This window comes from Acinetobacter sp. YH12021, assembly GCF_013420145.1.
Taxonomy (GTDB): domain Bacteria; phylum Pseudomonadota; class Gammaproteobacteria; order Pseudomonadales; family Moraxellaceae; genus Acinetobacter; species Acinetobacter towneri.
Map to the genome: position 1 here is coordinate 1 of NZ_VOYT01000002.1, position 13,793 is coordinate 13,793.

At 42.6% G+C, this 13,793-nt stretch carries 9 protein-coding genes and 1 rRNA gene; 7 read left to right on the forward strand and 3 right to left on the reverse strand.

The window, feature by feature from the left end; genetic code table 11:
* A 16S ribosomal RNA gene (locus FTT91_RS02400) occupies positions 1-332 on the reverse strand; the annotation flags it as partial.
* Positions 333-879: 547 nt separating this feature from the next.
* On the opposite strand from FTT91_RS02400, the gene FTT91_RS02405 reads away from it, so the two are divergent.
* The 4 genes from FTT91_RS02405 (at position 880) to FTT91_RS02420 (ending at position 4,360) form a co-directional block, all read left to right on the forward strand.
* Entirely contained in the window at positions 880-1,803 is a 924-nt protein-coding gene (locus FTT91_RS02405; protein WP_180168912.1) for a VacJ family lipoprotein, read from the forward strand.
* A gap of 101 nt (positions 1,804-1,904) precedes the next feature.
* Positions 1,905-2,873, forward strand: coding sequence for an RsbU family protein phosphatase GigA (gene gigA / locus FTT91_RS02410; protein WP_180168913.1), 969 nt, complete (start codon positions 1,905-1,907; stop codon positions 2,871-2,873).
* Positions 2,874-2,986: 113 nt separating this feature from the next.
* Positions 2,987-3,514, forward strand: coding sequence for an anti-anti-sigma factor GigB (gene gigB, locus FTT91_RS02415; RefSeq protein ID WP_168418886.1), 528 nt, complete (start codon positions 2,987-2,989; stop codon positions 3,512-3,514).
* 21 nt (positions 3,515-3,535) lie between these two features.
* Positions 3,536-4,360 carry a carbon-nitrogen hydrolase family protein gene (locus FTT91_RS02420; RefSeq protein ID WP_168418885.1) on the forward strand — a complete coding sequence of 275 codons (825 nt, stop codon included), beginning with the start codon at positions 3,536-3,538 and terminating at the stop codon, positions 4,358-4,360.
* Positions 4,361-4,440: 80 nt separating this feature from the next.
* Here FTT91_RS02420 and gspE read toward each other — a convergent pair whose 3' ends face one another.
* Positions 4,441-5,928 (reverse strand): type II secretion system ATPase GspE, encoded by a 1,488-nt coding sequence (gene gspE, locus FTT91_RS02425; RefSeq protein ID WP_004975184.1) that lies wholly within the window; start codon positions 5,926-5,928, stop codon positions 4,441-4,443.
* A gap of 102 nt (positions 5,929-6,030) precedes the next feature.
* Here gspE and FTT91_RS02430 point away from each other — a divergent pair, with 102 nt between their 5' ends.
* Positions 6,031-6,852 (forward strand): hypothetical protein, encoded by an 822-nt coding sequence (locus FTT91_RS02430; RefSeq protein WP_004975182.1) that lies wholly within the window; start codon positions 6,031-6,033, stop codon positions 6,850-6,852.
* 9 nt (positions 6,853-6,861) lie between these two features.
* Positions 6,862-7,785, forward strand: coding sequence for a mechanosensitive ion channel family protein (locus FTT91_RS02435; RefSeq protein ID WP_096902425.1), 924 nt, complete (start codon positions 6,862-6,864; stop codon positions 7,783-7,785).
* A gap of 48 nt (positions 7,786-7,833) precedes the next feature.
* Here the strand turns inward: FTT91_RS02435 and FTT91_RS02440 are convergent, their stop codons facing one another.
* Complete coding sequence (locus FTT91_RS02440; RefSeq protein ID WP_154320388.1) at positions 7,834-10,845, reverse strand: DUF2339 domain-containing protein; 3,012 nt, start codon at positions 10,843-10,845, stop codon at positions 7,834-7,836.
* Positions 10,846-11,027: 182 nt separating this feature from the next.
* On the opposite strand from FTT91_RS02440, the gene polA reads away from it, so the two are divergent.
* The gene (gene polA, locus FTT91_RS02445; RefSeq protein WP_180168914.1) at positions 11,028-13,787 is read left to right on the forward strand and encodes a DNA polymerase I; all 2,760 of its coding nucleotides are present in this window, start codon (positions 11,028-11,030) and stop codon (positions 13,785-13,787) included.
* Positions 13,788-13,793: the final 6 nt, after the last annotated feature.

Genomic DNA, 13,793 nt, shown 5'->3' on the forward strand with positions numbered 1-13,793 from the left:
CTGGGCCGTGTCTCAGTCCCAGTGTGGCGGATCATCCTCTCAGACCCGCTACAGATCGTCGCCTTGGTAGGCCTTTACCCCACCAACTAGCTAATCCGACTTAGGCTCATCTATTAGCGCAAGGTCATAAAGAGCCCCTGCTTTCTCCCGTAGGACGTATGCGGTATTAGCATCCCTTTCGGAATGTTGTCCCCCACTAATAGGCAGATTCCTAAGCATTACTCACCCGTCCGCCGCTAGCTCAGTTACCGAAGCAACCTCGCCCGCTCGACTTGCATGTGTTAAGCCTGCCGCCAGCGTTCAATCTGAGCCATGATCAAACTCTTCAGTTAAAATCATTTTGAAGTTTTAATCTAAACTTCCAAATCTGGCTCATCAATTTTCTGACTTAAATTTCGCTCAAATAAACTTCGAGTAATTTAAACCAATCAATCAATGATAATATTTCGATCAATCAATCAGTAAAAATCCACACAAGTTGTTCTTCATAATCTCTTAATGATCTTCTCGATGCTTCGTCAGCATCAAGCTAGGTCAGCTATATTACGCTTTATTTCTAAAGTGTCAACTGGTAATTTAAATTATTTTAAACTTTCTTTCTAAAACCCAACTCAATCATTCTTAACCAAGTCATTGTTTTACCAGAAGTTTTAATCTTCATCACCGCCGATGGATGTGCATTATAGGTGAAATATTTCGCCATGCAACACTTTTTTCAAAGGAAATATATCGAGTGTTTATTTTTTGTTCATTCTTACCTTTTCTACACACATTTTGAGCAAATTTGCTTTAATACATCGTTTCAATTAACTGTTACTATAACACCCATCGGCGATATAACAGCTTTTGCTTACTCAGATTTAAGCGCTAGGATTCTTTATGTATCAACAAAAATATCTTTGGGTGTGCCTTGTTTCTTTAGGATTCATCACCTCAACACATGCGACAACGCCTTCTACTGAAGAAGTTGCTCAAGAAGAAACTACTGAAGTTATTGCGGCAGATTCATCTTCTGAAACTAAAAGTAGTCGTTTGAATGCGCTTAAAGAATTAAAAAATGTAAAAGCCAAAGATTTAAAAGTGAATGCAAATGCTGCACAACCCGATGAAGTCAAAGACCCACTGCAACCTTTGAACCGTCAGATTTATGCATTCAACGATATGTTAGATCGTAATATCGCGCGTCCACTTGCGGTTCAATATACAAAGAAAGTCCCTGGTGAAGTGCGCGGGTCATATCGTCAATTCCGAAAAAACTTGGGCGAACCTTGGAATGCGGTTAACCAATTGATTCAAGGCCGCCCTTTACGTGCCGCAAAAACTTTAGGTCGTTTTAGTTTAAATACGATTACTACTTTAGGCATGGCTGACCCTGCACGTCGTTTAGGTTTAGACACGGAAGAAGAAAATTTTGGTACAACCTTGGGCTACTACGGTGTCCCTTCAGGGCCTTATGTCATACTACCAATTTACGGCCCAAGTACTTTCCGTGATGGTTTCGGCACACTTGTAGATGGTCAGGCACGTCCACAAAAATACATTTTAGATGGCAATGACCGTTTATATTGGTCGGAGCAAGTTATGCGCGGCCTAGATACGCGCTCGCAACTCCTAGATGTAGAACAAGTATTACAGGGCGATAAATATGCCGCGATTCGGGATATTTACTTGCAACGTAAAAACTTTGAAATTGCGGAAAAGAAAGGACTCGATGCAGATAGTATTTCTTTTGTAGATTATGAAAGCGAAGAACTTTTTGATGATCAAGAAGAAATAAACCCGCCTGAAGAAAGCAAAGAATAATTTGTAAAACATTTTACTCAAGGTGAGTTTTTACTTTCCTTGAGTATTCAGGCATTGTTATAGTAACGCTTTGTTTAGGTTCAGGGTCAACACAAAACTCTATGTATTTCATTCAACCCACACGTGATATTCCATATCTAGAACAGGTGCTCGACACACTTCCTAGTGTGCAAATGATTCACATAGATGACATCAGCTTGTATGACCCAACCATTATTGCAATTGCCGATGTGCAAGATTATTTAACACATCAATGGAATTTACCCACGATTGTATTGGCCTTTGAAGATGAAGGCACAGCATTGGTGCAAGCATGGGAACAAGGCGCTTTAGCAGGTTGGTTGTGGAGTCGTTTACCAGAAAATCCACCACAAGCCTTACGCAAAATAGACGCACAATATAAACGCAATCAAGACAGCCGCGACTTACCTTCAGCTGCTGAACTACAAAAAAAATTACTGCCCAATCCTATCGAACTGTGCAACTACCGTGTAGATACGTTATTTAAGCCTTCGGCTTATTTGTCGGGCGATTGGTTTGATTACTGGAAAATCAGTGATAAAGAAATCATGTTCTATTTAGCCGATGTCTCTGGGCATGGTGTAACTAGTAGTTTACTAACGTCTTGGATGGCTGCATTTCATGGTCGCTCCAAAACACCACGCGAACTGATTAAGAAGCTGAATGGCATGTTGGTTCAAGAAAATATTGAAAAGCATATCACCATGATTAGTGGGATTTTAAATATTGAAACCCACGAACTGCGTTGGTCGAGTGCGGGGCATTATCCACCTGCCATTATTATCGAACCCAATCAAGCACCTAAAATTTTAAATACCAGTAGTTTTCCTTTGGGGCTGACTGAAGATTTAGAGGTGGAAGAATTTGAATGTGTTTTAAATAAACAGGCACGTTTTATTATTTGCTCTGATGGTGCGCTTGAACCTTACAGTGGTGGCTTGAATGAACAGTTTGAGCAATTGATCTTTCATTTGCAAAATCAGTCCTTCCAAGCCCCTGACCATGTGGCAGATGACATTGCCATTTTGAGTTTATGCCGTACAAAATAAACGATTATTCAATCGCTTAACATCTACACCTCGCATATACGACTGTAAGCTACTTGAGTCTACATAGTCGCTATGGGATAATTATTTAATCCTTCTCTGCAAATGGCATTTATATGTCAACAGGTCATGTTGAATATGCAAGCTTGAATGGAACGCATATCTTTAAGCTTTTTGGCGAAGTGCGTGCCCAATCTTGTATTAGTCTAGACAAACTACTCAGTAAAATTGAACAGCAATCCAATGTGGTGGGTGCAATTGTAGATTTAACTCAAACCACATTTATTGACAGCACAGTTTTGGGCGTATTGGCTAAACTAGGCTTAAAACTCAAACAAGTGCATCAAATTCAAGCCGTCATGCTATCGACCAATCCAGACATTACTACCTTAGCCAACAGCATGGGCTTAGGACAAGTGTTTGTGATTCTGAATTACTGTGGCGATCCAACCGTCTGCACACGCGAGTTAGTGGAAGAACATGTTACTCATAGCAATATGCTAACCACCGTACTTGATGCACACAAAACTCTCATGAAGCTGAATGAGAACAACCAAAATATGTTTGAGCCTTTGGTCAAACAGCTACAAAAAGAACAAGATACGCTGGATCAATGTGCTGAAAACAACCAGCAAAATGTCTGATCTCTTTACTGGAGCGCACCCATGACTTTACTTTCTGTTGCACAAATGAATTCTCAAAACGATTTGGAAGAAAATTTCAAAACCATTGAGACATTGATTCAACAAAGTAAAGCCGATGGTGCAGAACTGATCGTTTTTCCTGAAAATTTTGTCTGCTTTGCAGCGGGCAAGCAACGTGAAACTGCTGCAAAGTTTGAAACTATTCAACAGCGTTTAGAACAGCTTGCACATCAACATCAAATCTGGATTGTGGCGGGGACTTTGCCGTGCCCTTATCGCCCTGATGGCTCCACAATTGCTGATGGTCGTGTACGCACGGTCAGTTTATGTATTAGTCCTGAAAAAACTGAAGCACGTTATGACAAAATTCATTTGTTTGATGTGCAAGTGGGTGACTCTGTTGGTGGTTATCAGGAATCTAAATTTTTTGAACCTGGCTCTGAAACGGTAGTTGCAAAAACACCTTTTGGCAACATTGGCTTGATGGTGTGTTATGACTTGCGCTTTCCTGAATTGGCTTTAACTTTACGTGCTCAAGGTGCAAATATTTTAACAGCACCCTCAGCCTTTACTTACACTACAGGCCAAATGCATTGGCAATTGTTGTTGCAGGCACGTGGCATGGACAGTCAGTGTCAAGTACTGGGTGCAGCACAACAAGGTTGGCATGGTGAAAAACGCCAAACCTGGGGGCATTCAGGTGCAGCCAATTCACGTGGGCAACTATTGGCAATTGTGGAAAATGAAGGCGCTCAACTGATTACTGTACCCTTTGATTTAGCAGAACAAAGTAAAGTCCGTGAATCTATGCCCTTAATGCAGCATCGTCGTTTATTGCAATTTTAAAATTGAATTTCAATAAAAAGGGTTGATCAACAATATAGTGATCAACTCTTTGTATTTCTTATCTTAACCTTACTTTTTAGCTATTCAGCCGCTTCATTGGTCACGCGCAGCACTTCTTCCAAAGTGGTTTTACCTGCCAATACCTTACGCAATCCATCTTCACGAATCGAACCTGATTGCTGTCGTGCATAATCTTCCAGTTCATATTCCGCGGCATTGCCATGAATCAAACGGCGCATTGCTTCATCCACAGGGACAATTTCATAAATTGCAGTCCGCCCAGTAAAACCTGTATGTGAGCAATGTTCACAGCCTTTCGGTTGCGGAAGTTTTAAATCGCTTGCATCGGTCACACTTTTAAAGAGTTCTTGTTCAAAGTCATCTGCAGCATGCCATGTGGCGCAGTGCGAACATAAGGTGCGCACTAAACGCTGTGCGATCACCCCAATTAATGAACTTGACAGCAAGAACGGCTCGATGCCCATATCTTTTAAACGGGTGACTGCACCAATGGCCGTATTGGTATGTAGGGTAGACAGTACCAAGTGACCAGTTAAGGAAGCCTGCACTGCAATTTCGGCGGTTTCTAAGTCACGAATCTCCCCCACCATCACCACATCTGGGTCTTGGCGCAGCATGGCTTTTAAAGCACGAGCGAAGGTCATATCCACTTTGGTATTGACCTGTGTTTGCCCAATCCCTTCAAGTTGATATTCAATCGGGTCTTCTGCAGTCAAAATATTTTTAGAACCGTCATTCAGGTCTGACAAAGCTGCATATAAGGTCGTAGTTTTACCCGAACCTGTCGGCCCTGTAACCAAAATAATCCCGTGTGGTCGATGTACCAGTTGCTTTAAGCGCTCATAATCATTTTGCATCAGCCCCAAGTGCGTCATGTTTAAACGACCTGCTTGCTTATCCAGCAAACGCATTACCACCCGCTCACCATGCGAAGATGGCAGCGTTGACACACGTACATCGACCTCACGACCTGCTAGTCTGAGCGAAATACGACCATCTTGAGGGATACGTTTTTCGGCAATATCAAGTTTTGCCATGACTTTAATACGTGACACCAATAAAGGCGCAAGTTCACGGCGCGGTTGCACGATTTCACGCAACTGACCATCGACCCGCAAACGGACTGACAGTTTTTTCTCAAAAGATTCGATATGAATATCCGATGCGCCAACCCGAATCGCTTCAGACAGTAAAGCATTGATTAAACGTACAATCGGTGCATCATCTTCCTGATCCATCAGGTCTTCTGCTTCAGGAACTGAATCTGCCAAACTAAGCAAGTCAGGGTGATCTTCCAATCCCGCAGCGACTTGCTGCGACTCGCCTGTATCACCTGCAAAACTGCTGCTTAATAATTGGTGAAATTCCTGATCGCTACAAAGTTGATGCTGTGCAGGATGCCCCAAAAAACGACGCGCCTCCTGAATGGCAAGCATCGGCGTATTTTCACGACGTACAATAAAGGCATGATCGCCCTCATAACGAATTAACACCCCATGGCGTTTGGCAAAGCTATACGGTATTTGTAATTGTTTCAGTACTTGCATCAGCGATTATAATAATGATGAAAAAATTTAATTTGAGTGTACTCTAAGCGTATGACAGCGTGAAGTCTGTTTTCGCTGATTTATCAAGAAAGGGATAGGCCATTGTCACAAAATCATGAGATTTCAGAAACTGATTCGGCTAAATTAAAATGGTGGGGTGACTATGAGTTTGAGCTCAATCGTCCTAAAACGTGGCAATTTGGCTCACTCTTAGTACGTTTGACCCGTGGTATGCAAGAATGGCGTTTGGAATATTATCGCCCGCAGGTTCAATACGATTATGAACAGCAATGGCATAACATTGATGATCCTGAATTTGCCTTTCCACAACCTGTGAAAATTGAACGCTATATGTTCAAATCTACACAAAGTAAATTACAGCTCATGCCTCGTTTGGCAGACCGTTCAGTGGTGATTAAACCTGTCGATCCAATTTATATTCCTGCGGGGCAACGCGGCACCTTGTATATCAGCACACCGTTGTGGATGTCTGCCTTTGTCGATGGTCAACGTGAACCCATTTTTGATTTGCCGATTATTCGCCCGAAAGATACTTGGTTTGGCCCCAATCATCGTACAGGTGAAATTTGCTATGCCACAGCAGTCGATGGCCGTACCGAATTACATCAATTAAAACCACGTGCATTTCGTGCCGTCACGCCGATTGAATTTCACAACACCAGCAATCAACAATTGCGTTTTGACCGAATGAATGTGCCTGTGCCTGCGCTGCCTTTATTTTTCAGCGAAAGTACAGGTCGTTTATGGACTTCACAAATTAAAGTGATGCATGAAGGTTTAGACCGCCCGCCACGAATTCGGATTGAAAATCGCACCCCGCCACATGCAGGTGAAGTGACCTATTTGCAACCACCGCGTGAAACGGCAGGTGCTTTATTTAATATGTTTGATTCATTTTTCTAAGAGGATGTTATGGCAGATTCCAATATTTCCAAAGAAATCACCAACAGCCTCAAAGGAATTTTTACCAGTATCAATACAGATCGTCTGACCGAAATTTTGGTCGCAATTGTATTGTCTTTGATTGGTTTCTTAATTGCACGTTTTGTTTCCAATACTTTTGTACGCACTATTGGCGCACGTTTTAATGCGCATCAACGCTTAGTTTGGCGACGCGGGATTTTTTACTTTATTTTCCTGCTGTTTGTGATGGCGAGCCTGAAAGAAGCAGGCTTTAAACTCAGCGTGTTTTTAGGTGCAGCGGGTATTTTAACCGTGGCTTTGGGTTTTGCCTCACAAACCTCGGCATCCAATTTAATTAGTGGTATGTTCCTGATTGGCGAAGGTTCTTTTGAAGTGGGCGATACCATTCAAATCACCCTGATTCGCGGACACACCATTGAAGGTGAAGTGATCTCAATTGACTTACTTTCAGTTAAATTGCTGACCCAAGACAATATTTATGTGCGTTTACCCAATGAACAATTGATTCGTGCACCCGTGCATAACTTGTCCAAGTTTCCAATCCGACGTGTGCCCATTACCCTCGCGATTAATTTTCACGAAGATATTATTAAAGTGCGTGAAGTGTTGCTCAGTGTCGCCAATCAATATCCGCTCGTGCTGTCTGACCCTAAACCCGCGGTGACAGTTACAGCTTTCCGTGAATCTTCAATTGAATTGTTGTTTGCGGTGTGGTGTCAGCAAGAAAACTTTTTAAAGGTACGTGATGAAATGCAGGAACGTATCCGTAATGGTTTCCTAGACAACCAAATCGAAATTCCTGTACCCAAAATGGGTTTTGTTGATCATCCTTTATCGCGCCCTTTAAATAATGAAGAACTTGATCAATATGCCAATGCCCAAGCACTGAAACGAGAACCTGACTTAAAGTAATCGTTTCAGTCTTCGACACTTTGCCTCTAACTAAACTTGAGGATCTGCTCAAGCTTTGGAAGACGGCGAAGTGTTGTTTTTTGCGAGATCTGGCTCAGGAATTGGGGCGATATATGCAATCAGTAGCATACCTAAACCTGCAGCAAAGAATGACAGCACGCGCATTAAAGTCCCAATATTAGATAAATCTAAAAGCACCAATTTTAAGGTCACAATCACCAAAATACTGCTGCCTAAAATCCACAAGGCACGTAATTGTTTCAGACTGGCAATCCACATGGCGATACAAGCCAAACTCACCCAAAGCAAGGTCAAACTGAGCTGCACAGTGGCATCTTGCCAAACAGCAATTTGGTTGATTGGCGTTCCCAAATACAGATGTAAGGCACGTAATAGCACATAACTACTTAGCCACAGTAAACTCAAGACCATAATTACCGCTGCCAAGCCTTGGTCTAAATGGGTTTTGCGTTGCAGATTCAACATCCACAAAATAGCCACCAACATGGCTATACTGACCAAATCAAATGGATTCAAAATAGGCAGTACATAGCCGTAAAATGCGTGTTCAGTCAACAGTTGTGAACATAGCATCCACATCAACATGAAGATTAAATTGCTACGCGCATACCAAAATTTGCGCCAATCTGAATCCGGTTGTTGCCACCAACACCACGCCGCAAAGAGCAATGGTAAAATCACCACGCTGCTATACGGATGCTGTGGTAACAGCGTTAAACTCGCCATCGCCAAAATGGGTAACAGTCCTAAACTCAGCCATTCTTTGTCGCTGCGGACAGTCCATAAAGGACGCAACCACAACACACTGAGCACGCCTGCAAACAAGGCAAATAGCAGACGTTCAGTACCCGAAACCCAATGCACCGCTCCATCATAGCTACGGCTGAATAATAAACCTGCTGCAGTGAGCGAAACTGGCGTTAGACCTAACCATTTGGGCAATAGCCATGACCATGTCGCTTGACGAGAAAGTAGTACTTCGTTGATAAGTAAATAAATGACCACCACCGCCAAAAGCGTCTGTACGGTTGCAAGTTCTCCATCAAAGTAATCTAAACCTAACCATAGCCATAAACTGGTTGCAGACAACATCATTAAACACAGTACGCTCGTGGTTGCTGTGCTCAGTTGTTGTCTGAAAGCTGCACGGCTGTTGGAAAACACCACAACCGTGGCATAACTTAGGCTCAGTACCCAATAAATACTGCGCTCGAAATAAGGCAACTCTACTAAATAATACAGCCCAGATAAGCCCGCTACGGCAAACAAACCTAGTGCCAAATAACGGCTAATTTTAGAATATTGAATAAAGGCAAAAATAAACACAGCCACGCCTTGTAATGCCCAACCAATGACACTCCATTGTTCAGGCAGTAAAATAGGTGGAATCAACACACTAAAAATCAGCATCAAACTGAAATAACTTTGTGCAATAAATTGTGTCTGCCGATGCTGTTTGGTCAGCCAATACAAACCTGCAAAAACCACCGCAAATAACAAACTAAAGGCTGCCTGCTCTGCTGTTTCTTCAAAATACATCAGATATAAACAGGCATAACCGACAATGGGTGCGCCAAAAATCAAGGCAAGGTCTAAAATAGGTTTCAGCTGAAACGTGGCGACATCTTCCTGTGCCAAAAGCTGACTAAAGCGAAAACCCAACCAAATAAAAATAGCCGCATGCGCCAAAACTAAAAGCGTTAGCACCTGCCGTTCAAAGATATAACCATGATAAAAGGCATAGCTGCCACCCACCACAACCGTCATTAAAAACGCAATTTGATTTAAATATTTCCACGGACGTAAACTACTTAAAATGGCAACCGAAATATTAATCAGCAAATAATAGGCAATAAATTCAATGGCTGTTGCATTACGAACAGGTAAAGTAAACGGTGCGAAATACGCAATCAGCATTGCCATGAGGGCAAGTTCGACTGATTGTTGTTTTAAACTCAGCCAGAGCGTGAGCAACATCACCACAATAAAACACAGACTGGCGATAGCTAAATTTGGAATGACCAAATTGTAATAGGCAAAAAATAAGGTCAGACACAGCCCAGCCAACCCCAAACCTTGCACACCCAAAGCAAAGCTGCGATTTTTGTTGCGTAACAGATAACCGAATACTGTCACTGCTGCACTCACGCCAGCAACGAACAAAAGTTTCACTGCCAAACTAAATTGCCAATGTTCAGTAGCAAAACGTAGCAGTAACACCACGCCTATGAGTAACACTACAATTGCTGCTTTTAATACAGGATTACCATGTATCAGCCATGATTGAGCTTGTTGCAATAAACTGTTACTTGATGAGCGCGACTGAGTTGCAAAAGGTGCAACAGACCTTGAGGATTTGGCTAAATCTGGAGCTGAATATTCTTGATGTAGATACTCTTGGTCTTGATATGGATAAGAAACTTGAGCTGCTTGTTCCCGAACAGAATTCGGCTCGCTCGATAATGTGGAATCAGATTGAATAGCGATGGTTTCAGGTTGAGAAGCGGTTGATATAACACCATCATCCACATTTGCCTTAACTGATGAAAGACTTGCATCAACTTCAGATGTATTGGCTAAAATATGCTCTGCGAATTGCGTTTGAACCTTTTTCTCTTGAGCATTGGTCTTTTGAGGATAGCTCTTTTGAGCATGCGCCTGAAGCTTAGCGGCACTTTGTAATTGCTGTAATTGATACAGTCCTTGCTCCAAACGCTGCAACCATCGCAACAACATAAAAATCCATGCACTTAAAGCAATAGATGTCAGTAAATACCAATCCAGCAATATTCCTAAAAAAGCAATAAAAGCGGCGATATATAAAGGAGTTTTAGAGCTTTGGCGTTGTACTTGTGACTGTGCATCCACAACCTGTTCCAGTGAGTTCTGCACTCGTCCCACAAAAAACATCACGCTGACCACCGCAGCAACTGCACAGATATAACTCAGCATCGGCACACCGAGCCACCATGCGCCAATTGAAATTATGATTAATAGCATGAACCAAATGATTCGAATTTCATTCTGCCCTGTCTGCATTGCTCTTCATTTTATTGATATTGTCATGGCTCCGATCATACAACAGACAGCACGATTCTGAATCAGGATTCATCAGCAATTCGGTAACTGTGCGTCTGCAACACTTGCCTTAAAAATCAGTTTCTGCGACAACTGCAAAAATCACGTACAATAAACTGCTTATTTGCAGAAGGAATCAATCCATGCCACCATTTGTCTTGGTCGATGGCTCATATTTTCTATTTCGTGCCTTTCACGCACTACCACCATTAACCACGTCAACTGGTTTACATACCAATGCTATTCGTGGCGCGATCTCTGCGATTCAAAAGTTGATGCGTCGTACTCAGCCTACTCACATGGCGGTAATTTTTGATACGCCTGAGCCGACTTTCCGTCACGAACTATCGCCAATTTATAAAGGTGACCGCCCAAGTATGCCTGAGGAACTTTCTCAGCAAATTCCATACTTACACGCTTTAATTCGCGCATTGGGCATCCCGCTATACATGCTGCCAGGCGCAGAAGCCGATGATATTATTGGAACTTTAGCCAAACGTGCTGAAGCCGAAGGACAACAAGTACTGATTTCTACTGGCGATAAAGACATGGCGCAATTGGTGACTGAAAAAGTCACGCTTGAAGACAGCTTCAAAGAAAAGCCAATGGATATTCAGGCTGTGTTCGATAAGTTTGGAGTCTGGCCACATCAAATTATTGATTACCTCACCCTCATGGGTGATGCTTCCGATGGTATTATGGGCGTGCCTGGTATTGGTGCCAAAACTGCTGCAAAACTGCTAAACGAATATGGCTCGATTGGTGCGATTTTAGAAAATGTCGACCATATTAAAGGCAAAGTCGGACAAAATATTAAAGACAATGCGGATGGTATTGCGTTGGATCATCAACTCGCCAGCATTGTTTGTGATCTTGATCTGGACTTTGGCTATGCCGATCTAAAACTGCAAGACCCAAATGTCGAAGCCTTACGCAATTTATATACCGAGCTAGAATTCCGTAATCAATTACAATCGCTCGATCATCCCAATAATCCCAACAACAGCAATTATCAACAAGCTGCAAAAACAGTTGGCGCACCGACAGTCAATGAAATTGAAACTGAAGATCAAGCCACACAAAGTAGTGTTGATGATCAACTCGGTGCAGCAACATACCACAGCATTTTAGATCAGGAACATTGGGAGAGTTTGCTGCAACGCTTGCAAACTGCACAGCGTTTTGCCTTTGATACAGAAACCACCAGTCTGGATTATCGCGTTGCAGAAATTGTTGGTTTTTCTATCGCGTTCGATGCCAAAGATGCCTATTACGTACCTTTGGCGCATGATTATGAGGGCGCACCACAGCAGCTCAACCGTGATCAGGTTTTGGCACAAATCAAACCTATTTTAGAAAATAATGCGGTGGATAAAATTGGGCATCATTTAAAATATGATGCGCATGTGCTTGAAAATCACGGTATTCATTTACAAGGTTGGTATTTCGATACCATGTTGGCATCTTATGTGCTTAACTCTGTCGCAACCCGTCACGGCATGGATGATGTGGCACGCTTATATTTAAGCCACCTGACCACATCTTATGAGCAAATTGCAGGCAAAGGCGTCAAGCAAAAAACTTTCAATCAAATTGAAATTGAAACGGCTGCGCACTACGCTGCAGAAGATGCGCATGTTACGTATCGTTTATATGAAGTGCTGTCTGCGAAGCTACAAAAGCATCCTGAATTGGTCAATATTTTGCACAACATCGAAATGCCTGTGGCGCGTGTGCTGACCAGTATGGAAGAAAATGGCATTCAGCTTGATCTGAAATTTTTAGATCAATTGGGTGTCGATTTTTCCCAAACCATGCAAGATTTGGAAAACCAAATTGTAGAATTGGCAGGTGAAAACTTTAATGTCAGCTCACCGAAACAAGTGGGCGAAATCCTGTTTGATAAACTCGGACTCAAAGGCGGCAAGAAAACCGCAACAGGTCAATACAGTACCAGTGAAAGTGTTTTGGAAAAAATTGAGCATCCGATCAGTAGTTTAATTTTAGACTACCGTGGTTTATCTAAACTCAAAAGCACCTATACCGATGGCTTACTGAAACAAGCCAACAACGATACGCATCGAGTGCATACCAGTTATCACCAAGCTTTGACTGCAACAGGGCGTTTATCTTCTACTGATCCAAACTTACAAAACATTCCAATTCGTACCGAAATTGGTCGTCAAATTCGTAAAGCCTTTGTCGCACCTGAAGGTCGCGTGTTGTTGGCAGCCGACTACTCGCAAATCGAATTGCGTTTAATGGCACATTTTTCACAAGATGATGCCCTACTCGATGCCTTTAACCATGGACAAGACGTGCACCGCCGTACTGCGGCAGAAGTCTTGGGTATTGCCTTAGAAGACGTAACCTCAGATCAGCGTCGTCAGGCCAAAGCTGTAAACTTCGGTCTGCTCTACGGCATGTCGGAATTTGGCTTAATTCGTCAGCTTGGGTTTACCCGTGAAGAATCACAAAACTACATCAAGCAATACTTCCAGCGTTATCCGGGCATTTATGAATATATGCAACGTACCCGCCAAGTCGCGCTAGAACAAGGTTTTGTAGAAACTATTTTAGGTCGTCGCCTCTATACGCCAGATATTGCTGCACGTAATATGATGGTACGTAAAGCGGCAGAACGTGCGGCAATTAACGCGCCATTACAAGGCTCTGCAGCTGATATTATTAAAATGGCGATGATTGAAGTCGACAAAATGTTACCGCAAGCGCAAGCCAAAATGTTGCTGCAAGTACACGATGAATTGGTATTTGAAGTCGATGCAGATGCGGCAGATGAACTCGCGCCGAAGTTGGCAGAAGTCATGCAATCTGTGGTGGAAATTTCTGTACCATTGGTGGTGGAAGTCGGAAAAGGCAATAACTGGGATGAAGCGCATTAAAGTCGT